Source organism: Anabaena sp. CCY 0017, assembly GCF_963920885.1.
Lineage (GTDB): Bacteria > Cyanobacteriota > Cyanobacteriia > Cyanobacteriales > Nostocaceae > Nodularia.
The window spans coordinates 23,458-44,939 of sequence record NZ_CAWUDG010000032.1; the positions used below are offsets into that span (position 1 = coordinate 23,458).

The following is a 21,482-nucleotide window of genomic DNA, read 5'->3' on the forward strand; positions in this document are numbered from 1 at the left end:
GCTTTTTGAAACTTTACCCTAAACAAAATCGGTGCAGGTTGACTACACCGATCGCACATCTTAACTCTAATTGCACCTGACATTGACCTCACGCCAAAGCTGAAGCTTGGGGTTTAGCAAAAATCATCCGTCCGGCGGAGGTTTGCAAAGCACTTGTTACAACTACTCGCACTTCACCACCGACGTAATTACTACCTTCCTCAACCACAACCATTGTGCCATCATCTAGGTAGCCAACTCCTTGACTGGGTTCTTTGCCTTCCTTGAGAATCTTCAGGTCAAGATTATCACCAGGTAAATAAGTAGAACGCACAGCATTTACCAAGTCATTGACATTCAAAACAGGCACTTTCTGCACACTGGCTACTTTCGATAAGTTGTAATCATTAGTCAGCAGTGTACCGTTGATTTCTTGGGCAAAGCGGACTAACTTGGCATCGACTGTGGCAGTATCTTCGTAGTCAACAGGGTTAATTAAGATTCGGTCTGGGTAATCTTTCTTAATGCGGGTGAGTATTTCTAATCCGCGCCTTCCCCGTACCCGCTTTTGGTCTTTACTAGCATCGGCTACTTGTTGCAATTCCTGCAAGACAAACTGGGGGACTAAAATTTGTCCTTCCAGAAATCCGGTTTCTAGTAAGGCTTCAATGCGACCATCAATAATGCAACTGGTGTCTAAAACCTTGGTATTGGCAGGTTTTAGCGTCCCTTCCACTACCATTGTCTCTACGGTGTTGGGATTAATGAACCGCAATAAACCCCGTCCGTGGGTGTCGGCTAAATTCATCCCCGTCACAGCCAGTATAATACTGCCCACAACTGCCACCAGTGGCTTAATAAAGCCAAAATCCGGCGGGATAGGGAGCAAGAATAATGGGGCTAGCATTAAGTTAGCTAGCAATAGCCCAATTACCAAGCCAATGGCACGAGTTAAAATCATTTCTAGGGGCATTTCTCGGACTTGTACTTCTAAGCGCCGATATGTCGTTTGAAAACTCAGTCCGATAGCACCGCCAAGAATAGCGGCAAAGACGGCTACAACTAAGCGTAGAGCTTCTAAATTTGTTACTGTGTCTAGGGAACCATCGGGTAGTAGTTCAATGCTATAGAACCCTATTCCCGCAGCAGCTAGGATGAATGAGATAATGATAATGGCATCAAGCATAGTTTTGTGGTTTTCCTGCGATTGTGTGATCCTATAAAGTCAAGTATTTTTCATCGGTTAGAGCGATTGATCAATATTGACTTACACTAGGCGTTGAAGCAGGGAATATCTGCAAATATTATAACCAAAGTGTTTTCTCTGAATATTTTTCCTGATTTTGTGGTAGAAAGATAAAATTTTGGCATAAAACTTCTTATTTTGGTTGTTTTTAATTTTCAGTTAAATTAATTAATTCTTTCTCCTAATGAGTCAAAAAGTTAATATTTCGGGCGTTACCAGTTCGGCTTATGTCCATATTCCCTTTTGCAGAAGGCGGTGTTTTTATTGTGATTTCCCGGTTTCGGTGGTGGGCGATCGCCTACGGGGTGAAACATCTGGTACAATCTCTCAATATGTAGAGGTGCTATGCCAAGAAATTACCATGACGGCTGCATCTGGTGAACCTCTAAAGACGATTTTTTTTGGTGGTGGGACTCCTTCTTTACTATCTATAGAACAGTTACAACAGATATTGGCAACGCTAGAAAAACATTTTGGGATTGCTGCTGGTGCAGAAATTTCTATGGAAGTAGACCCAGGCACGTTTGATTTAGCACATCTATCTGGCTATCGTAGCGTTGGGGTAAATCGCGTAAGTTTGGGTGTACAAGCGTTTCAACAGGAATTATTGCAGGTTGCGGGGCGATCGCACTCTGTTGTAGATATTCTCACATCTGTGGACTTAATTCACCAAGTAGAAATAGCCGAATTTAGCTTAGACCTAATCTCAGGTTTGCCGCATCAGTCTTTGGAACAATGGCAGGATTCTTTAAATCAGGCTGTCAATCTCAGACCTACTCACATATCTATCTATGACCTTACCATAGAAGCTGGGACAGCTTTTGGTCGTTATTACAAACCGGGGGATCAGCCTTTACCAACGGATGAAACCACGGTCAAAATGTACGAAACAGCACAGCAAGTTTTGACGAGTGCTGGTTATGAACATTACGAAATTTCTAATTATGCTCGTCCTGGGCATCAATGTCAGCATAATCGAGTGTATTGGGAAAACCGCCCTTATTATGCTTTTGGGATGGGTGCGGCGAGTTATATCGAGGGTAAGCGCTTCACTCGTCCGCGCAAAACTCAGGAGTATTACCAGTGGGTGAAATCTGGAGGTGTAATTGATTGTGAAGTGACTCCACCAGAGGAGGTATTATTAGAAACTTTAATGTTGGGGTTGCGTTTAGCTGAGGGTGTGAGTTTGGCAATGTTGGCTGAAAAGTTTGGGGAAGAAAAATTAAAAGAAATTCACCAATGTTTACAACCTTATTTAGACAAGGGTTGGGTGGAAGTGGTTGGGGGAAGGTTGCGTTTATCTGATCCCCAAGGTTTTCTGTTTTCTAATGTGGTTTTGGCTGATTTGTTTGAAAAGTTGGGTTAACTAACGACCTTTTCTCGCTAAGGTTCAGATCCCCGACTTCTTCAAGAAGTCGGGGATCTATATACTGATATGCGGATATTTTTCAATTATTTGATTCTGGAAAAAAATCGGCTGATAAAATTTCTGTTAAGCTGTAAGAACAAGTTTCAGGAAATGAAGATAACGCGGTTTCTTTTTCGGCGCTGATAGTAGCCAACGGATAAACTTTGTCTAGAATTTCGGTAAGATGAGATTTCAGACTAGGATTTTCTTGCAGCAGTTGTTCTAAACGTAGACGTTGTTCTTTGATGGTTAATTGCCAACTACGGGAACGTAGATTAGGCTGAAATTGCCATTTAAGTAAGTGCATAATTAAGATTTCTAATCTACTGGCTAATTGTCGTTTTTCAGACCGTCCCATATCTTCGATTTCTTCAGCAATTTTCTGCCAATCTAATTGATGTATTTGTCTTTCTCTCAACAGATTCGCTTGTTGTTGTGTCCAAGCATAAAAATCATTTTCATGGCTGGCTGGGTTCATAGTTTTTCACTGAATTTTATGGCGTTTCCTCGTCTGCTTGGGTACAAATATATATATTCTGACTGGGGAGGATAGGACTTACGCATTGACAATAAATAATAAATATGTAAACGCTAAAAAGCACATAGTTCGTAGGGGTTTAGCATTGCTAAACCCCTACCACGCGGGTATATTTACTATCAACATAATCATTGTTCAAAGCCGGATATTGGCTATTTTGGTAACAGCATACCATGATTAATGTGTACAGTGCGTAAGTTCTAGAGGACTTAACTTTTTAGCAATTGTTTACAAATACCACTTGATTAAATGGCTAGGATTATGTATTATATTAATTACTCATCCAAAAATTAAAAAAATATTTGATCGCGCCAAGCGCGAGACCGTAAGAAGGGAAAAGAAAATAGTGTAGAGGGCAAGAGGGGAAGAGTATAAAAGGCTACCGAAGAATCCTCCCAACGCCGCAAACAAGACGAAAACCAACATTATCGTTGTCGTCGTCGCGCTCCGCCCTACAGTTGCTGCCGCGAGACGCGGAAAGGCAGTTTTTAGGATTGCAGTCCCAGGAGCCGCCCCGCAGCAAATGGGTTTGATTATCATTACCACTTAACCAAGCGCTACCGTCTGCGGGTGCATTATTATAATTTTCGTGCCACTCATCCTGACACCATTCCCATATATTACCACACATATCATATAACCCAAAGGGGTTGGCAGGAAATTTTCCCACATCAGTTGTTTGCTGTCGATATTCACCCTTTGGTGACGAATTGTATGTGTAATTACCGTGGTAATTAGCCAAATCCGTGGTAATTGTCTCACCAAAATAAAACGGCGTAGTCGTTCCCGCCCGACAAGCATATTCCCATTCAGCTTCACTGGGTAAGCGATAGGTTTTTCCAGTTTTTTGAGATAGTCGGGCGCAAAACTCCACCGCATCATCCCAAGAAACACATTCTACAGGTCGATTAGCACCTTTAAACTTAGATGGGTCGGGATCTAAATCAATCTCCACTTTATCAAAATCGGCAACTGCTGCCCATTGAGCTTGAGTGACGGTAAATTTCCCCATAAAAAAGTCTTGAATGGTGACGCTGTGCTGGGGACCTTCATCTTCATATCGTTTTAGCTCATTTTCTGGCGAACCCATGAGAAATGTACCCCCAGGAATTTTCACCATATCTATAACGACACCATTACCCAAGTCTTCTGTAAAAAACTCGGCGCGTTTTTGACTGCGGTTGATAATTTGCCCTTGAGTATTCACCTTCACTATGTCAAACTCAAATTGATTGGCTAAGTTTGGTTGTATTGGTTCAGGTGCAATTGGTTTTTGTTGACCGATAATCCTTTTTTCTATTGGTGCGACATCTTCATCTCGAAGATTTAAGGTATTTTGTAATCGTTTTAAACGATTGCGGTCTTTGTTGCTGAGTGGATATTCTGTAGTTTTAGATAACGCTTGCTCATAAATTTGCAATTTTTCCTGGCGTTTACGATAAGGTTTCAGAACCTCAAACTCAATTCCATTAGCCTCGTCAACAGATATTCCCAAATCATTCTGCAACACGCTTAAGGTTATCCGGTCAACTTCGGAAATTTCGCCTTCATCCTCAAGAGCAATTTCCTCAACTTGCTTACGATACTTCAGCTTGGGGTCATCTTTGGGCGACTTCGCCAGAAAAATTGGCTCACCCTTGTTCATGGAATATAGTTCTGGTGTCATGGTGGGGGAAACTTCTTGCACTTTGCTTTTCGCATACTGATGCAACTCATCCACTTCAATCCGACCATCCCCGTCTTTATCGGCAGCACCAGTTGAAATTCCTTCTACCAGATAATTGGTATAAATCGAAAGGTCTAAGCCATCCGACTCATAAGCATATTGTGTGGAGGTGGAAGCTGTGAGAATTGCCCTTCCTTCACCTCCTAAGTACTGTTGTAGGTCAATAGCACCACTATCTTTAGCTGTCAAACCCTTGGCAAAAGCACCACTAAAGCAGCAATCTAAAATGACCACCAGTCGCTTAGACTTGCTTCCATTCATCCAGCTATGTACATCTCTGGCGGCTACGGCTGAGGCTGTTCTCAAATTTCCCTGATTTTTCTCAGTGCTGCGAGTTGAGAGGTAAAAGTCACCGTTTGCTACGGTCACACCATGACCAGAAAAGTAAAGAAGCACCAAGTCATCTTTCTGACACTTGGTATACAAGTCTTCAATAGCCTCGGCCATGTCTTGTCGTTGGGGATTTTTCAGCACTGTGACATCCCCTTCTGCAAAACCACCCCTTTCTGAATCTACCAAAACTCGCTGCATCGCCTCAACATCATTCACAGCTTTGGGTAGCTGTGCTAATCCTGGCTGATATTCACTAATCCCTATCAGTAGTGCTATTTTCTTCGCCATCTTAGCTGTTTGATGTCCCGTTTAAAAAATCCTGTGCTTTTTGGATAGCAAATTCAAATTCTTCTCGACTGCTGGCTTCTAGGTCGAGTTCTCTGCCATCAGGCGCTTTCAGCACCATTTTAATGGGTTTGTTGCCCAGGCGATCGCTCAAAAAAACAAACACAGTTTTGATATTAGCAACGTTAACTTGTGCATTTAACAACCCCAACAAAAAGCCACCTAAAGCCTTTGTATTCTTGGGTGCTTTTTCCACTGCGACTAAATCTGCATCTTCTACCCCGTCCACATCTCTTAACTGAGGTAGCAAATTTTGGACTTCTGCTTGCAAATCCTCATCGTCTAAACCCAGTTCAGTGAGAGAAATCGTCACTTGAACGTTAGATGTATTTACCATATAAATCGCTTAAATATAATTTAGAATCATTTTAAACGATTGTATCAGTTATTCTGAGTATTTTACGCAATATACAGGGATAAAACGCTAATTTTGCACTGTAACTAGCCTGGCGATTGGAATATTGCTACCGCAACGCCAAGGGCGAACGCGGCTATACAAACATGACGCGGAGCGTCTTCCCGGAGGGAAGTCCGCACTTCGACAAGCTCAGTGACCACCTGCGCGGACTAAGATAAAATCAAGGTTTTCAACCCACGTAGGTGGGTTTCGCCTGTGTAGCCGCGACTTCTAGTCGCCTGGTACTGTTCTAAAAACCCAAATCAGCTTTTGCTAGTTCAGCAGCAGCGAATACTTCTGCATCTGGTTTTTCTTCCCAAGCCGGGTCTCCGATTTCTGCATAGAAAGTTGCGTCATAAGGACGAGTTTTCACAACCACCGGCATGGGGACAGCATGACCTAAAATTAAAGCTTGTTGCTTTGAATCTAACTTGGCTAATACTGAACGCAAACCACCCGCACCAGATACACCTGTAAAAATAGCATCAATATCTTTATCATCATTGAGCAAAGCGGTGATCCGTGTGCCAATTTGAGACATCACTTCATTATCAATCCCCGATGGACGTTGGTCTACAACTAACAAAGTTACAAAATATTTTCGCAGTTCCCTGGCGATAGTGCCAAAGATTGTACTTTGTACCACTCCTGGGTCGAGGAAACGGTGCGCCTCTTCAATTGTAATCATTAATGGTGTGGGGCGATCGCATGGATTCTTGCTTTGTAAAAATGTATCGGCTTTTTTGACATAATGTGCATGAATTCTTCTGGTGATCATATTAGTCACCAACATATAAGAAAGCATATTAGACTGAGAACCAAATTCTATAACTACGTTCTTCCCAGCTTCCAAAGATTGGACAATTTTACTAATATAATTCTGGGGGCAAACTCCGCGCATATACTTTAAACTATCCATGCGGAGAAGTTTACGCTGTAATCCCATAATCGAACCTTTATGTCCCCGCTTTTCGTCGCAGAACATTTCGATTTCTTCGTTGGTCATATTCAGCAATTGGACAATCCAAGTTTTGCCGAATTCGCTATATAAAATATTCGCATTATCCAAAGCTGCATCCGATAAGCCTAAATCTCGACTGCATAACTTGATATCTTCAACTTCAACTTGCTCATAACTCAGATACAGTTCTTGAGCATCACGTACACCCCGACGCTTTGTAGATTCAGGATCAAGGGTGTAGACTTCTACTTTACCAGGAAATAGTTGCTTTAAGCCTTTAACAGTACTAACGTTTTTACCTTCGGCTACCGCTTCCCAGCCATACTCCGAGTGCATATCAAATATCAAGTTGACTGCTGCATTTTTACGAATTACCCCAGCTAAAAGTAAGCGGGTGAGGAAGGATTTCCCAGTCCCAGATTTACCAAATACGCCATTACTCCGTTCAACAAAGCGGTTTAAATCGATACAAACTGGCACATCCATATCTAAAGGTTTACCGATAGAAAAATTTCGCCGTTGGGGGTCATCTTCCCAACCAAATACCCGGCGAAAATCATCCACACTGGCTTCGTAAACTTGGCTAAAGTGACTGGGAATAGTTTTAACTGGTAGTAGTTCCATCGTAGTACTAGTTTGAGCCTGAAATGACGCTAAACCAGTTGCTGATGGGACAAAACCGTTAGCAGATTTGCCATTCCTAGACGACAAAGATTCATCAGATTCGGGTGTGAACATCAACATCGGTGAGAGGTTGATAGTTCCATAAGTACCACTACCTGCTAAAACTTCTCGTAAAAAAGTGTCTTCCCAATTAGGGGGACTAGCGATAATCCGATCATTCGCAGTTCCCAATGCTACATCTGTCAGCATACAGAAAAAGCGCGATCGCAGTCCATGCACAACTAAAAATTTACCCACCCGCATATCTTCAACCGAAATATCCGGGTGTAGTCGTACTTCTAATCCCCCAGTCAGAGAACCTTCTATTACCGAACCTAATGGTTGTGCCGAATTCATATCTTAAGTGCTGAGTGCTGAGAGCTTGATCATGAGTCTCTATATTTATGGTTTCTGATTAACAAACCACACCAGGCACAGAGAACACTGAGAAGTCAGAAAAATAGAGGTTTTTTACTTGAGTTTTGAGGATGTTTTTTTACAGTCCCTCAGCTTATCATCTCATCATCTAGTCAATTTGAATAGCAGTTGGTGCTGATCCAGAGGTCGGTAAACTAATTAATGGTTTACGGAATTGAGCATATAGGCGATCGCGCCAAGAAAAGAATAGTTCATAATCAGGATTATCTGCTAATCCTGGGACACCTTTACCGCGCAGTCCGGCTGGTAAATCAAGATAAGGAACTTCAGGGAACTTCAGCAATATTGATAAACTAGCCACTGCTAAGTCAGCTAAAGTTGGTTCATCTCCGGTTAAATAGGGACTATCCGCTAATATTAGTGTTAACGATTCTAAGTCTTGTTTCAAGTCGGCGATCGCTGATTTAATCACATCAGGGCTATAACCCACACCAAAACCCAAAACAGTCAACACATCACTGGGTACACCAGCCACAAGAGTTTTGAAGATATCCGGTGTAGAATTCGGCAATAAAGACTTGCGGAAATTTTGGTCTTGACTAATAGCCGAAAACAGCGCCTTTCTGCCTTTGATACCGATGGACTCATCTGCCCATTCTTCCATCAATAAGCATAAACCCCGTTTTTTAGGATCTTGAGGTATGAGTGGGCGTTCAGGATATTCTAAATCTAAATATTTAGCAATTTCCGTAGAATCTACAATATATCTACTACCGTCTTTTAAAACTGGCACTTGTTTTTGTCCAGTCAGCCGGAATAAATCTACCTGTCCCATTCCCGGTGTGACTTCTATTTTACGGTAATTTAGTCCTTTATAATCTAGGATTAACCGCACTTTTTCTGAGTAGTGAGATAATTCCCATTGGTATAATTCTAGCATAATCTATACTTTTAACAGATTCACTGCACAACGCTCTCATTGTATCTTTAGTTCAAGTAATTTTCCTGAGAAATTGCTAAATTATGCAAAAATTTCCAAGACAAAATAGCTAATTTCCGGCTAATTGTAAGAAATTACGTGATTTCTCTGCAAAACTTATTTTTAAATTGATTAAAATATTAAATCAACCATATTCATGGATAAATATACTCAAATTACGTTATTTTGAGATTTAGGTGTTCAAAACCGGAACATAAATAGTCACCGTATATATTCTTGTTCAGCAACATTTATGTAGATATCTCCGACAAAGAATGTAGAGACGTTGCATGGAACGTCTTTACAACAGTCCTGTGATCACGCATATTTTATTTTCACCAGATGTCTATTTAGATATTTTGCATAACGAAGTGTTATAAATCTTTATGTGACCTGTAAAACTCAAAGACAAACAAAATTTATGAAGGCAAATTACAGCAAGTTGTTGACCAAGTGGGCAGGTGTAGTAGGATTAGCCAGCGTTAGCCTCCTGATCACTCTACCATCTGGAGCTAATCAGGCAACCAATAATTTAGTGGCACAGACAGGTAGTGGAGTTCTAAATCCCAGACCCAGTATTTTTAATGAACCTCCCTACAACCGTGGTACTCGGACTGCGCCAACTACGCCGACTACGCCAACTACACCTCCCGATACACGTACCCCAAGAGTAACACCAACACCCCCCACTACTCCTCCCAGACCAGGAGCAACTGACACTCAAAGCAAAACCTTGTTAGCATTGGCAGAGTCTAGCCCTAACTTTACAACTTTAACTGCGGCGCTAAAAGCAGCTGGATTGACAGACGCTTTGCAAGGTGGAGATAATTTAACAGTTTTTGCTCCCACTAATGCTGCATTTGCCAAATTACCGCAAGATGCTGTGAGAGACTTGTTGAAGCCAGAAAATAAAGAAATTTTGCTGAAGCTATTAACTTACCATGTTGTCAGTGGTACAGTACTATCTACTGACTTGTCATCTGGCGAGGTGAAAAGCCTTGAAGGTGGTGCAATCAAAGTCACAGTTAGCCCTAGTGGTGTGATGGTCAATGATGCCAACGTAGTTCAGGCAGATATTAAAGGTAGTAATGGTGTCATACACGCGATTGATCAGGTGATTTTGCCTCCTGACCTCTAGGTTTCTAGCAGAGGTAGAATCGCGATCGCAATTCTAAATCCTAGCTAGGATAAAATCCCGTTCAGATACTAATTCTGTGCGGGATTTTTTTGTCGGAAATATAGCCGTGGTTATATCGCTGAGGACAATTGTAAGCACTCAAAGTCTTGAAAAAATAGCTTTGCACTCAGCAATTTCTAATATCTATCAAAAGGAGGTAGACTTAAAAACACAAATATACATTGGCTTAACATAACTTTTTATAACAGTTTTTTTAGCTTTCCTCTTAATATTTAAAATTATGTGTCACAATCAAGATGAGAATTAATTCGGCGACAGCGTTTGTTTTTAGTATTGACAGGCTTTTTCCTTGTGGTATTTACAGACTTTTCTCCGAAATCTAAATCTCTACATCTTTGCGATTTTGGAGACAATCGATGTCAATTTATGTAGGTAATCTTTCTTACGACGTTAACCAAGAAGGTCTAACGGCTGTGTTTGCAGAGTACGGTACTGTAAAACGAGTTCAAATACCTACTGACCGTGAAACCGGTCGTTTACGTGGATTTGCTTTCGTAGAAATGGGTTCAGACGAAGAAGAAACAGCAGCCATTGAAGCTCTTGATGGTGCTGAGTGGATGGGACGCGATATGAAAGTCAATAAAGCTAAACCCAAGGAAGACAGAGGCGGTTCCTTTGGAGGAAACCGGGGTGGTGGTGGTGGTGGCTCCCGCAACCGCTACTAAGAGGTAGGGAGCAGGGAGCAGGGAGCAGGGAGCAGGGGAGAAAAAATTTCCTAGTCCTCAGTCCCCAGTCCCCAGTCCCCACGTCTGAATAAATTTATTTTCCCAGGTTTAATCACCAGGGATTAAAACTAAAGCTCCGAACATGGCCTCAGCCTCGTTCGGAGCTTTTTAATTTTTACTTAAAACTGGAAAAAGCTATATCAATTTAGAGGATACCCCAGAAGTGGAGGAAACCTTGACCAGAGAACACTTCCAGTAAAATAGCGGATAAGAAACCAATCATTGCAAAACGACCGTTCCAGTTTTCGCTTTGTGAGGTGAATCCCCAACGTAAAGCGTTAGGATCGTTTGAAGCTGCATTTTTAGTATCTGGCATAATTAGTATTCCTAGTTTTTATGTGTCAAAAATTGCGGGTTATGTAAACTAATGTAACAGATGTTTACGAAAATGCAATCTAAAACCCAACATTAATTGACGTAATTACCGTATACGGTTGCAAGTTTCAAAGCAAAGAACGTCAAGATTATATTGCTAATGCACGCTTTTTTAATTGTAGTTCTAAGCGATCGCCTGGTTTAGGTTCCATAACTTGTGTAGTCAGATTATGCTGATTTAGCAAAGAATTAAACTCCTCTACACTTCCCTCAGCCTTTAAGAATTTCGTCAACAAACCTTCAAAGATTACGTCTCCACCCGCAGCCGTGGGAAGCATGACTTGCGGTTGTAACCACTGTGCAACTTCCAATGCACTCTTCCTACCTCTAATAATTGGCACAGACAAAGGTAATGTGACATCAACAATTGGCGTAATCACCACATCAACCGGTGCAAACTGTTTGACTTCGGCAGAATGAGACCCATGAGGCTCATAGTAAAGTGTCAAACCACTGGTTACTTCTTTGAGTAAATAACCATTTTCTACCAGGTTATAACCCACTGTAGACCCAGGTAAAGCAGTGATTTCTACTTGCTCATTTAACTTAAAAGTTTCCCTATGAGCTAAGGATGTTACGGAAGTAAAACCCAAACCTTGTAACAATTTTGCCGCATTGGGAGAAGCCACAGCTTTAATTTGGTGATCAAGCTGCTTCAATGTTGGTGGATGAGCATGATCTTCTAAACCTTGAGACAGCAGAATTAGATCAATATTCTCTGGTATGGGTCGTTCTTGTGTGCGATAACCTCTGAAGAACCAATCCAAATTGCCAAAAGTTAAGGAACCAACCAGCCAAGGATCAAGTAATATGCGTTGGTTGCCGATTTCCAGTAACCAACTATTGCTGTCTAACCAAGTTAAGTACATAACTAAATTAAAAATAACATCTGCCTTTATTATGGATGGGTTTAACTGTCGTTTCCAGTTGATCCACAGATGAGAGACTGCTAAATAATTTTAGGAGCGCAGTTGCGCCACCATATTTGCCGGATTCCAGTAAGCGCGAGTTGTTTGAATCTTACCGGCTGCGTTAATTTCAAAAACCGTAATTCCCTCAAAGGTGACTGACTTACCTCTCTTACTCACACCGTGCATCGTCCACTTCACCGCCGCCTCATTCCCAGCAACGAAGATATGCTCAGTGCTTGATTCTAGTTTCTCAAAAAAGGCTTGTAACTGCCCAATAAATTCACGATATCCCTCATGCACCTTTGTAGGTGGTTCACCAACCGGGTCATGACTCATGGCATCTTCCGCAAAATTTTCCACCCAACCCTCTGGATTCATGGCTGCAATATTAGTAAAGTAGGCGGATATAATTGTTTCAATGGATTCGTGTGGCATGATGCGATTCTTTTGGTGTACATCAAAAACTGTCGTTAATTATACAGCTAGTTAACACACCGATATGAATTTTCCACATTAGGGACTTCCAATCAATAAAATCCCCAATTTGTAGTGGATTGACAAACCTAAAATTGCTCATTAAACGTAGGTTGGGTTAAGCGCAGCGCAACCCAACGTTGCCAATGATGTTGGGTTTCCTGTCGTCAACCCAACCTACAATTGTTTGCAACATTTTCAGCCAGTAGGGTGGGTTAGGACGATAGTCCGTAACCCACCATAAATGTAAGCTGCGCTAATTACAGAACCTAGAACGGAAACTCCTCAGAGTAACTCCAGTCTTAGTAAAGAAGAAACCTGAAAATTAATTCGGGGAATCCCACGCCTTAAAGGGGTGTGAGAGTGTCAAAATGTGATGTGTAGTGTTGGAGAAAAACGTGAAAAAAGCTGTTCTTGCTAAATTACTCATTTCATCATTAAGTTGCTTAACTGTATTTGTCCCTAGTCAAGCTTCTGCTCAGTTTTTACCACAACCCTGGGTTTCTGTTGGTGGTAAAGATGGCGACGTTACCTATGCTGTAGGAGCTAGAGCTTTAGATTTTGGGGTTGAAGTAGGAAGAGGCCCTGACGGTGCAGTGGGCGCAGATGTTTTAAAATTTCTCAGTTTGCCAGTGATTTCACCTTATGTAGGAGTTGGCTGGTATTCAGAGGATAAGGGAGTTGCGTTTTCTGGTGGTGTTCAGGCTGGTGCTACCGATAACGTTTTTATAGGCGCTGGTTACAATTCTGTGCGAGGTTTCAACGGCCAACTAGGAATAAAATTTTAACTAAGCAATACCTCAGTTCGGTTTTTTATACTGAATGAGGTATTTCGCTTTTTATAACCGTGAAATCAAGTTCGCATGATGGCGGATATGGTCTTCAATAAAACTAGCGATAAAATAATAACTGTGATCGTAACCTGTTTGGTAACGTAGGTTTAAAGGCTGATTTACAGACTTACAAGCTTGCTCAAACACCTCTGGGAGTAATTGTTCAGATAAATATTGATCAGCAGTTCCTTGGTCAATGAGAATGGGACTGTGATATCCTAATTTCTCAACTAATTCACTCGCATCATAATTACGCCACGTTTCTTGATTATCACCTAGATAACCACTTAAGACTTTTTGACCCCAAGGACAGCGCATCGGTGCAGCGATGGGTGCAAAAGCTGACACTGATTTATATAGTTGCGGGTTTCGTATGGCACAGACTAGCGCCCCATGTCCTCCCATTGAATGACCAAAAATACCTTGTTTATCAGATTGTATGGGAAAATTTGCGGCAATTATGGCAGGTAATTCTTGAACAATATAACTATACATTTGGTAATGCTGATGCCAAGGTTCCTCAGTAGCATCCACATAAAAACCCGCACCTGTGCCAAAATCCCAATCATCATCTTCACCTGGAATACCTGTGTTGCGGGGACTTGTATCTGGTGCGACTAACATTAAACCGTACTGGGCTGCGTAGCGTTGCGCCCCAGCTTTGACCATAAAATTCTCTTGATTACACGTCAAGCCGGAAAGGAAATAGAGGACGGGTACTGGCTGTTGAGTGGTTTGTGGTGGTTGATAGACTGCGAAGCGCATTTCACCATCGCAGGTTGAGGAAAAATGAGAGTAAAAGCCGACTTTGCCGCCAAAGCTTTGATATTCTGATATCAGGTTAAGTTTAGTCATGATTGATAAATTTTGAGGCTATTATTCCATCAAATCATCATTTGCAGCTTTACCTGGATAAAAGCGATCTGCTTGCAGCAGCGCTTCGCTATCGCTCAGAACTTCTTCTAGGGTATAAGGACAATCAGGGGGAAATGTTTTCACGGCTAGGTTGGTTTCTCCAGCAGCTAAGGCGATCGCTTTGAGGTAAGCTTTGGGAAGAACTTTTTGCAGGTATGCTTGGAGACTTGGGTTTTCTTCGAGTAATTCCCATATATCTATACGCTGGATGCGAATTGTATTCAACCAACTACGACTGCGTTTTGCTGATTGAAATTCCCACTTGAGTAAATGCCCAATTAATATGCTGAGGCGATTTCGCAATTCTTGACGTTCCTTTCTGCCCAAAGCTTCGATTTCCTCAATTAAATTGGGCAAGTCAAGCTGCTTCCATTCCTGTCCACGCAGCAGATGAGATTGTTGTTGAGTCCAAGCGTAAAAGTCTGTTTCATAGAGGTTGGCTTTCAGGTTTGGTGCTGATTCTCCGGTTTGTGGTGTCTGCATTGTTAAAAGACGCGATTCATCGCGTCTCTACAAGGTGAATATTCCCTAATTTTATCTAATTTGAGCCAGACAATTAAAACTGATAACTGTTAACTGATAACTGATAACTGATAACTGTTAAAATGTGACTACGCTGCGGATTGATTCGCCTTTGTGCATTAAGTCGAAAGCTGTATTAATCTCTTCAATGGGCATGACATGAGTAATTAAATCATCAATGTTGATTTTTCCATCCATGTACCAATCAACTATTTTTGGTACATCTGTACGTCCTCTCGCACCACCAAATGCCGAACCTTTCCAAACCCTTCCCGTTACTAATTGAAACGGACGAGTTCTGATTTCTTGTCCAGCACCAGCGACACCAATAACTACACTTACGCCCCAACCTTTATGGCAGCATTCTAAGGCTTGACGCATGACATTCACATTGCCAATACATTCAAATGTATAATCAGCACCACCTTTAGTTAAGTCCACCAAATAAGGTACTAAATCACCTTCAACTTCTTGGGGATTGACAAAATGCGTCATGCCAAACTTTTCTGCTAAAGCCCGTTTGCTGGGATTAATATCTACCCCGATAATCATATTCGCTCCTACCATCCGCGCCCCTTGGATGACATTTAAGCCAATACCGCCTAAGCCGAAAACTATGACATTTGCCCCTGGTTCTACTTTGGCTGTATTAATCACAGCACCAACACCAGTGGTTACACCGCAGCCAATATAACAAACTTTATCAAAGGGGGCATCTGGACGGATTTTAGCTACAGCAATTTCTGGTAAAACTGTGTAATTAGCAAAGGTAGATGTCCCCATGTAGTGATGCAGCATTTCTCCACCAATACTAAAGCGACTCGTCCCATCTGGCATGACACCTCGTCCTTGAGTTAAACGAATTGCTTGACAAAGATTTGTTTTCATGCTCAAGCAATATTCACACTGACGGCATTCTGGAGTGTATAGAGGAATAACATGATCTCCTGGTTTCAGGCTAGTGACACCAGCACCAACCTCTACCACTACCCCAGCGCCTTCGTGTCCCAAAATGGCGGGAAATAAACCTTCAGGATCATTACCAGAGAGGGTGTAAGCATCGGTATGGCAAACCCCAGAGGCTTTAATCTCAATTAACACTTCCCCGGCTCGTGGTGGCGATAATTCCACGGTTTCAATAGTTAACGGCTTACCCGCGCCGTAAGCGATCGCTGCTTTAACTTGCACAATTAGCCTTCCTGTATAAAAGTTGTATCAATAAGCTGTTTTGAGTTTAGATCGAGGAATGGTAATAGAAACTTTTTGTTACTTTTTTATAAAATTGCCCAATTGCTTTTGCCGTTGATATTGGTACATTAGTTACAGGCGGCAAACCTGGACGATGATACCTATTTGCCATAATAGACTGATAATTTTGTTAACTCCGACCTTATCTTTATTTTTACGAAGCTTATGAACCCTGCCCTCACGAAAATTGGCGCTCAAATGTCTAACTTGACTGGCGTAAGAGCAATTATGAAGGACATTATCGAAACTTTAAAAGCTGGGGCAGGGCAAGAATTTATGAATTTGAGCGCTGGCAACCCGTTGATTTTGCCAGAGGTGGAACAGTTGTGGCGCGACTGCACGGCAGAATTATTAGCTGGTTCAGAATACGGTGAGGTGGTTTGTCGTTACGGTTCTAGTCAGGGCTATGCCCCGTTAATTGAGGCGATCGCCAATGACTTCAACAAACGCTATGGTTTAAACTTAAGCGATCGCAATATCTTAATTACACCCGGCAGTCAAAGTCTTTACTTCTACGCTGCCAATGCTTTCGGTGGCTATACAAATAGCGGCGAACTCAAGCAAATCGTTTTACCTCTCAGTCCCGACTATACAGGTTATGGCGGTGTTTGTTTAGAGCAAGATGCCTTAATTGCCTATAAACCAACTTTAGATATTGATGCGGCGGCTCACAGGTTTAAATATCGTCCAGATTTTAGCCAATTATCGATTACAGAAAGCACCGGTTGCGTCCTGTTCTCTCGTCCCTGTAACCCCACTGGTAATGTACTTTCTGATGACGAAGTGAAAAAAATTGCGGCTTTGGCTGCACCTTATAATGTCCCTGTATTAATTGATTCGGCTTATGCGCCTCCTTTCCCAGCTTTGAATTTTACAGAAATGACTCCCGTGTTCGGTGAGAATATTCTGCACTGCATGAGTTTATCAAAGGTGGGATTACCTGGAGAACGCATTGGCGTTGCTATTGGTGATGAAGGCATAATCCAAGCCTTGGAGTGCTTTCAGACAAATTTGTGTATTCATCCCTCACGCTATGGTCAAGCGATCGCCGCTATTGCGATTAATTCTGGGGCTTTAGGCCAAATCGCTGAAGAAGTGATTCGTCCCTTCTATCAGAAAAAGTTTGCTGTGCTTGAAGATACTTTAGATACAGCCATGCCTAAGGATTTACCTTGGTTCCTCCATCGCGGTGAAGGAGCAATTTTTGCTTGGTTATGGCTACAGGATTTACCGATGACTGATTGGGAATTTTACCAGGAATTAAAGCAAGTGGGTGTAATTGTTGTTCCTGGAAGTGGATTTTTCCCTGGTTTGCGGGAAGAATGGCTGCACAAACGCCAATGTTTACGCATTAGTCTGACTGGTAGTGATGAGGAAATTGTTACTGGTATGCAACGTCTGGCACAGGTGGCTGAACGAGTTTATCAGCGTGCTGTTGTCAGCGCTTAAGTAATTCGTAATTCGTAATTCGTAATTCGTAGGCGTATGAAAACGAACCGCCAAGGCGCAAAGGCCGCCAAGAAAGAGATGGATAAGAACGCAAGGAACATTTCTCCCGTAGGGGCGGGTTCTCAGATATCATCAAACATTAACGAGGATCTTACTAAACCCGCCCGCACTACCCAGTCCCCAGTCTGATTATGAAAACGAACCGCCAAGGCGCAAAGGTCGCCAAGAAAGAGATGGATAAGAAAGGAAAGGCAGAAAAAAAGCATAAGCAAGATGGTGGTATTAGCCCAAAATCTTCCCCCCTGCCCCCTGCCTCTTCCCCCAGTCTTGATGAATGGTTGGACATTGGGAAGATTGTCGCTCCTCAAGGTTTGGCTGGGGAGTTGCGGGTTTATCCAGAGTCGGATTTTCCTGAACGGTTTGAGGTTCCGGGAACTCGTTGGTTATGGCATCCTGGGGATCAGGAACCGCAACCTGTGGAGTTGTTGTCGGGACGTTATGTGGAAGGGAAAAATCTTTGTATAATTTCTTTGGCTGGGGTGAAAAATCGCAATGATGCTGAGGCGTTACGCGATTATAAGTTGATGGTTCCCGCTAGCGATCGCCCCCAATTAGGCGAAGATGAATATCATGTTACCGATTTGATCGGAATGTTGGTATTTATGCAAGAATCGGCGGAACTTGTGGGTGAGGTGGTAGATGTAATTCCGGCTGGTAATTTTTTATTGGAAGTCAAGTTGCATCAGCAAAATGAAGCTGTTGAACCAGAACAATCACAGCCTCAAGCCCCGAAGCATCTTTTGATACCATTCGTCAAAGCGATCGCTCCTCTGGTAGATATAGAATCTCGCCGCATTGAAATTACTCCCCCCCCCGGCTTACTAGAATTAGCGATTGGTTAAGGCTTACTCCCTCACCTCTTGTAGAGACGCGATTTATCGCGTCTTTGTCCCTATTGATTCCCTACTTTTCAGCAGATTCTGGGCTACGCCACCTGGGGGGGAAACTAACAAAGTTGTTGTTGCTACTGCCATCATGCCAATCATAGATAGACATAGGACAACTGTTTTTTGTCTCCATTTTATTGCAGCAGCTAAAGTATCTGTGTTAGTATAATGACCAGTAACTCGAATTGCTTCAAGTGCCTTTAAAGCCAATGCAGCGTTAGCATAGCGATATTTCCACCTAGATTTCACCAATTTCATCAACCATGATTTAAAACGCGGATTAAGTTGGGGAAACAGTTTCTGGAAATTAACGCGATATCTATGATCTATTAACTGAGAAATATCAACAGAACTAGTATTAGTCAGTAACCAAATCAGTGTTACTCCTAAACTATACAGGTCAGAAGCTTGGGTGAGAGCATGACCAAACTGTTCCTCCGGTGGCATAAAACCTGGGGTTCCTGAAGCCAAGCTGCTGAGAGGCATTTTCACCCCCTCCAACCTAGCCAAGTCAAAATCCACTAAATAAGCGTTGAGATGCTCATCAACTAAGATGTTTTCTGGTTTAATATCGCGATGAATAATTGGGTTAGCGCGGTGTTGCAGATAAACTAAAATCTCTAAAATTGATACTGCTATTTGTTTGACTTCTTCCGGGTTGAAATTGCGTTGTAATCCCAGAGATGGAGCGTTTTTGTACTCCTGTACCAGATAAAAATAATCTGGCATTTCAAAAGAGTCTATGTAGCGAGGGATACGAGGATGATCAAGTTGTTGTAAGATTTGAATTTCACGTTCATAAGTTTTTAACCCTGACCAGTCAGCACTCGCACTAGCAAAATTAAACTCTTTAATTACTACCTGTTGATGAGATTTAGATACCTGAGCCAGATAAGTAATGCGCCCCTCTACCTGGTTGCGTCCTAGTTCTCTAATCACTTGATAGCCTAGCTCAGAAAAATCAGGATAATCACTTGGGCGAATTGCCTCTCGATTCTCTACATCAAGCTCCATTACACTTACCATCTGAGTCTGATTTTGTCAAGATGCAATTGAATTAGTTAACAGTAAATCTGAAAAAACCTGATTTTGCCGCACATATTTAAATACAACTTTTGTGAGCAATCCGGAATATTGCTCGTCCAAATTATGCAAGTTGAATGCTCACAGCTGATCAGGTCTATGGTGAAATAATGCTGATAAAACTGATAACTGTTAACTGTTAACTGTAAAAAATAATCTTTGCATCTCTCTATAGGCGAGATGCCCCAAGGCGGAAGTTAAAAGTGAAAATTCAAAAGTCAGTCAAGAATATCATTTTATAGGCTTTTCATTGATTTTGAATAGTCTGTTTATTTCCGCCAACTTCTGCTAGATGCCCCAGAGGGCATCTTTATGCTTAACTATTAAAGTTGCTCCAACCAATTGACTATCTGGGCGTTAACAACGTCTGGGACTTCATCGTGGGGACAATGACCAGCGTTAGGAATGGGAACAATCTTGATATCTTTGCCATTCTCACAGGCCTGTTCATAAATCTTCGCCCCGGTGATTGGTGTCCAAGGATCATCAGCACCCCAAATTACTAATAAAGGACGTGGGATTTTAGGCAATAGTTCCTCTGGACTAGGGCCAGGAGGGGCTGTGAGGATGGAGGCGAACACTTGTTGCGCTCCCGGATCACAAGATGGGGTATAAAGGATATCGACTAATTCATCTGTCACAGCTTCACGGTTGCGGTAAACTTGGTATAGGGTGCGACGAATTTGGGATTTTTGACGTATGCGGTTATAGACAAATTTACCTGTAATAGGCGATCGCACAAATCTGTTAAAAGCTCCCATCACCATCCGTAAAGGTGGATTTAACTCATGGGGACGATGACTTAAACCGCCAGCCGAGTTAATTAAAACACCACCAGCACTAATTTCTGGATATTCCGCCAGCACCATCAAACTGATAAGTGCGCCAATAGAGTTACCAATAAATACCGCAGGTTCTTTGATGTGTGCGTTCCAAAAATCTTTGAGCAGTTCTACCCAGACTTCAATAGTGTAATCAATTGGTGCTTTATCTGAACCACCAAAACCCAAAAGATCCACAGCATAAACCCGGTAGCCTGCGTCAGCTAAAACCGGGATATTTTTCCGCCAGTGTCCTATCGAAGCACCAAAGCCGTGAACCAGTACCAAGGGGCGACCTGTACCCATGACGGTATATTGAATTTTGTAACCTTGCCAAGTCCAAACAAATTTTTCTAAGGTTGCTAAAGGTAGTTGCTGTGTAGTTCCGGTCATTATTAAAATTCATGAAGTGTTTTTCTATTTTTATTGTCCCTGAATTTCTTCAAATTCTCCCCTCTCCTGAGCAAAAGAGGCAGGGGTGCAGGGTGCAAGGGGGAGTAAGAAATCAGAAATTACTTTAAACTGCCGCTTACTTAACAACCATTCCTCTTCTTCCCTGCCCCCTGCCTCGGTTCCTCTTTTTTGACAAACAAGCACGGTACTACATACACTTTTTATAGGCTGTGTTTTCACGTAGCTCCGCGCACTAGCTTAATCTCACCATCACAAGTACTAGTAAATAATATTTAGTTAAAATGTTATTTTCATCACTAACTTGGGAAGAATAAGTAAATGGGGATCATCATCCCTTTAACTTTATAGCCAATTGGTAGGGTGTGAGATGAAACAAATACTTCCATGTTCGTTAGCTCAAATGAGCAAAGTGATTGTTGCTGCTATGTTTTTAGCAATGTTTTCGCCCATTGCTTCTGTATATGCCGCTTCAGCTATATCTACTACTGGCGAACAAACATCAGTTCAGTCATCAGAACAACAGCTTTTATTGGCAGATAACGATGATGATGATGATGACGATGACGATGATGACGATGATGACGATGATGACGATGATGACGATGATGACGATG

General features: G+C 42.1%; 20 protein-coding genes and 1 pseudogene. 7 read left to right on the forward strand and 14 right to left on the reverse strand.

Going from position 1 to position 21,482, the window contains the following annotated elements; all coding sequences use genetic code 11:
- Positions 1–88: 88 nt before the first annotated feature.
- Positions 89–1,165 (reverse strand): PIN/TRAM domain-containing protein, encoded by a 1,077-nt coding sequence (locus ACM0OW_RS23085; protein WP_414552710.1) that lies wholly within the window; start codon positions 1,163–1,165, stop codon positions 89–91.
- A gap of 244 nt (positions 1,166–1,409) precedes the next feature.
- On the opposite strand from ACM0OW_RS23085, the gene hemW reads away from it, so the two are divergent.
- Entirely contained in the window at positions 1,410–2,591 is a 1,182-nt protein-coding gene (gene hemW / locus ACM0OW_RS23090; RefSeq protein WP_414552711.1) for a radical SAM family heme chaperone HemW, read from the forward strand.
- 82 nt (positions 2,592–2,673) lie between these two features.
- On the opposite strand, the gene ACM0OW_RS23095 is transcribed toward hemW, so the two are convergent.
- From ACM0OW_RS23095 to ACM0OW_RS23115, 5 genes are all read right to left on the reverse strand, one after another.
- A complete protein-coding gene (locus ACM0OW_RS23095; RefSeq protein ID WP_414552713.1) occupies positions 2,674–3,111 on the reverse strand; it encodes a DUF29 domain-containing protein in 438 nt (145 codons plus the stop codon).
- A 439-nt stretch (positions 3,112–3,550) separates the two neighbouring features.
- The gene (locus tag ACM0OW_RS23100; RefSeq protein ID WP_414552715.1) at positions 3,551–5,518 is read right to left on the reverse strand and encodes a caspase, EACC1-associated type; all 1,968 of its coding nucleotides are present in this window, start codon (positions 5,516–5,518) and stop codon (positions 3,551–3,553) included.
- 1 nt (position 5,519) lies between these two features.
- On the reverse strand, positions 5,520–5,912 hold the full coding sequence (locus tag ACM0OW_RS23105; RefSeq protein WP_414552716.1) for a sugar ABC transporter permease: 393 nt from the start codon (positions 5,910–5,912) through the stop codon (positions 5,520–5,522).
- Between the two features lie 310 nt (positions 5,913–6,222).
- Positions 6,223–7,953, reverse strand: a complete 1,731-nt coding sequence (locus tag ACM0OW_RS23110; RefSeq protein WP_414552718.1) for a helicase HerA domain-containing protein — start codon at positions 7,951–7,953, stop codon at positions 6,223–6,225.
- 169 nt (positions 7,954–8,122) lie between these two features.
- Positions 8,123–8,914: a glutathione S-transferase family protein gene (locus tag ACM0OW_RS23115; protein WP_414552719.1), complete on the reverse strand. Its 792-nt coding sequence runs from the start codon at positions 8,912–8,914 to the stop codon at positions 8,123–8,125.
- A gap of 460 nt (positions 8,915–9,374) precedes the next feature.
- Here ACM0OW_RS23115 and ACM0OW_RS23120 point away from each other — a divergent pair, with 460 nt between their 5' ends.
- Positions 9,375–10,091, forward strand: coding sequence for a fasciclin domain-containing protein (locus ACM0OW_RS23120; protein WP_414552721.1), 717 nt, complete (start codon positions 9,375–9,377; stop codon positions 10,089–10,091).
- Positions 10,092–10,507: 416 nt separating this feature from the next.
- On the forward strand, positions 10,508–10,816 hold the full coding sequence (locus tag ACM0OW_RS23125; RefSeq protein ID WP_414552723.1) for an RNA recognition motif domain-containing protein: 309 nt from the start codon (positions 10,508–10,510) through the stop codon (positions 10,814–10,816).
- Positions 10,817–11,021: 205 nt separating this feature from the next.
- Here ACM0OW_RS23125 and ACM0OW_RS23130 read toward each other — a convergent pair whose 3' ends face one another.
- From ACM0OW_RS23130 to ACM0OW_RS23140, 3 genes are all read right to left on the reverse strand, one after another.
- Complete coding sequence (locus ACM0OW_RS23130; protein WP_089090070.1) at positions 11,022–11,192, reverse strand: high light inducible protein; 171 nt, start codon at positions 11,190–11,192, stop codon at positions 11,022–11,024.
- Positions 11,193–11,340: 148 nt separating this feature from the next.
- On the reverse strand, positions 11,341–12,120 hold the full coding sequence (locus ACM0OW_RS23135) for an MBL fold metallo-hydrolase (protein ID WP_414552725.1): 780 nt from the start codon (positions 12,118–12,120) through the stop codon (positions 11,341–11,343).
- A 90-nt stretch (positions 12,121–12,210) separates the two neighbouring features.
- Complete coding sequence (locus ACM0OW_RS23140) at positions 12,211–12,597, reverse strand: nuclear transport factor 2 family protein (RefSeq protein WP_414552727.1); 387 nt, start codon at positions 12,595–12,597, stop codon at positions 12,211–12,213.
- 437 nt (positions 12,598–13,034) lie between these two features.
- Here ACM0OW_RS23140 and ACM0OW_RS23145 point away from each other — a divergent pair, with 437 nt between their 5' ends.
- Complete coding sequence (locus tag ACM0OW_RS23145; RefSeq protein ID WP_414552729.1) at positions 13,035–13,424, forward strand: hypothetical protein; 390 nt, start codon at positions 13,035–13,037, stop codon at positions 13,422–13,424.
- A gap of 51 nt (positions 13,425–13,475) precedes the next feature.
- Here ACM0OW_RS23145 and fghA read toward each other — a convergent pair whose 3' ends face one another.
- The 3 genes from fghA to ACM0OW_RS23160 form a co-directional block, all read right to left on the reverse strand.
- A complete protein-coding gene (gene fghA / locus ACM0OW_RS23150) occupies positions 13,476–14,324 on the reverse strand; it encodes an S-formylglutathione hydrolase (RefSeq protein WP_414552730.1) in 849 nt (282 codons plus the stop codon).
- Positions 14,325–14,345: 21 nt separating this feature from the next.
- Positions 14,346–14,867, reverse strand: coding sequence for a DUF29 domain-containing protein (locus ACM0OW_RS23155; protein WP_414552732.1), 522 nt, complete (start codon positions 14,865–14,867; stop codon positions 14,346–14,348).
- 117 nt (positions 14,868–14,984) lie between these two features.
- Positions 14,985–16,094, reverse strand: a complete 1,110-nt coding sequence (locus ACM0OW_RS23160; protein WP_414552734.1) for an S-(hydroxymethyl)glutathione dehydrogenase/class III alcohol dehydrogenase — start codon at positions 16,092–16,094, stop codon at positions 14,985–14,987.
- 225 nt (positions 16,095–16,319) lie between these two features.
- Between ACM0OW_RS23160 and ACM0OW_RS23165 the strand changes: the two genes are divergently transcribed.
- Both ACM0OW_RS23165 and rimM read left to right on the forward strand, forming a co-directional pair.
- On the forward strand, positions 16,320–17,603 hold the full coding sequence (locus tag ACM0OW_RS23165; RefSeq protein WP_414552736.1) for a valine--pyruvate transaminase: 1,284 nt from the start codon (positions 16,320–16,322) through the stop codon (positions 17,601–17,603).
- 191 nt (positions 17,604–17,794) lie between these two features.
- A complete protein-coding gene (rimM, locus tag ACM0OW_RS23170) occupies positions 17,795–18,505 on the forward strand; it encodes a ribosome maturation factor RimM (RefSeq protein WP_414552737.1) in 711 nt (236 codons plus the stop codon).
- Between the two features lie 33 nt (positions 18,506–18,538).
- On the opposite strand, the gene ACM0OW_RS23175 is transcribed toward rimM, so the two are convergent.
- Positions 18,539–19,564, reverse strand: coding sequence for a serine/threonine protein kinase (locus ACM0OW_RS23175; protein ID WP_414552742.1), 1,026 nt, complete (start codon positions 19,562–19,564; stop codon positions 18,539–18,541).
- Positions 19,565–19,956: 392 nt separating this feature from the next.
- Positions 19,957–20,847, reverse strand: a complete 891-nt coding sequence (locus tag ACM0OW_RS23180) for an alpha/beta fold hydrolase (protein ID WP_414552739.1) — start codon at positions 20,845–20,847, stop codon at positions 19,957–19,959.
- A 388-nt stretch (positions 20,848–21,235) separates the two neighbouring features.
- Here ACM0OW_RS23180 and ACM0OW_RS23185 point away from each other — a divergent pair.
- Positions 21,236–21,482, forward strand: a pseudogene (locus ACM0OW_RS23185) (hypothetical protein); the annotation flags it as partial.

What these genes read in the sequence shown, in the direction of transcription:
- ACM0OW_RS23175 (WP_414552742.1), bottom strand. Translation starts at nt 19,564, where the DNA reads ATGGAGCTTGATGTAGAGAATCGAGAGGCAATTCGCCCAAGTGATTAT.
- rimM (WP_414552737.1), top strand. Translation starts at nt 17,795, where the DNA reads ATGAAAACGAACCGCCAAGGCGCAAAGGTCGCCAAGAAAGAGATGGAT.
- ACM0OW_RS23120 (WP_414552721.1), top strand. Translation starts at nt 9,375, where the DNA reads ATGAAGGCAAATTACAGCAAGTTGTTGACCAAGTGGGCAGGTGTAGTA.
- ACM0OW_RS23110 (WP_414552718.1), bottom strand. Translation starts at nt 7,953, where the DNA reads ATGAATTCGGCACAACCATTAGGTTCGGTAATAGAAGGTTCTCTGACT.
- ACM0OW_RS23115 (WP_414552719.1), bottom strand. Translation starts at nt 8,914, where the DNA reads ATGCTAGAATTATACCAATGGGAATTATCTCACTACTCAGAAAAAGTG.
- ACM0OW_RS23165 (WP_414552736.1), top strand. Translation starts at nt 16,320, where the DNA reads ATGAACCCTGCCCTCACGAAAATTGGCGCTCAAATGTCTAACTTGACT.
- fghA (WP_414552730.1), bottom strand. Translation starts at nt 14,324, where the DNA reads ATGACTAAACTTAACCTGATATCAGAATATCAAAGCTTTGGCGGCAAA.
- ACM0OW_RS23135 (WP_414552725.1), bottom strand. Translation starts at nt 12,120, where the DNA reads ATGTACTTAACTTGGTTAGACAGCAATAGTTGGTTACTGGAAATCGGC.
- ACM0OW_RS23095 (WP_414552713.1), bottom strand. Translation starts at nt 3,111, where the DNA reads ATGAACCCAGCCAGCCATGAAAATGATTTTTATGCTTGGACACAACAA.
- ACM0OW_RS23100 (WP_414552715.1), bottom strand. Translation starts at nt 5,518, where the DNA reads ATGGCGAAGAAAATAGCACTACTGATAGGGATTAGTGAATATCAGCCA.
- ACM0OW_RS23155 (WP_414552732.1), bottom strand. Translation starts at nt 14,867, where the DNA reads ATGCAGACACCACAAACCGGAGAATCAGCACCAAACCTGAAAGCCAAC.
- ACM0OW_RS23140 (WP_414552727.1), bottom strand. Translation starts at nt 12,597, where the DNA reads ATGCCACACGAATCCATTGAAACAATTATATCCGCCTACTTTACTAAT.
- ACM0OW_RS23180 (WP_414552739.1), bottom strand. Translation starts at nt 20,847, where the DNA reads ATGACCGGAACTACACAGCAACTACCTTTAGCAACCTTAGAAAAATTT.
- ACM0OW_RS23105 (WP_414552716.1), bottom strand. Translation starts at nt 5,912, where the DNA reads ATGGTAAATACATCTAACGTTCAAGTGACGATTTCTCTCACTGAACTG.
- ACM0OW_RS23125 (WP_414552723.1), top strand. Translation starts at nt 10,508, where the DNA reads ATGTCAATTTATGTAGGTAATCTTTCTTACGACGTTAACCAAGAAGGT.
- ACM0OW_RS23130 (WP_089090070.1), bottom strand. Translation starts at nt 11,192, where the DNA reads ATGCCAGATACTAAAAATGCAGCTTCAAACGATCCTAACGCTTTACGT.
- ACM0OW_RS23085 (WP_414552710.1), bottom strand. Translation starts at nt 1,165, where the DNA reads ATGCTTGATGCCATTATCATTATCTCATTCATCCTAGCTGCTGCGGGA.
- hemW (WP_414552711.1), top strand. Translation starts at nt 1,410, where the DNA reads ATGAGTCAAAAAGTTAATATTTCGGGCGTTACCAGTTCGGCTTATGTC.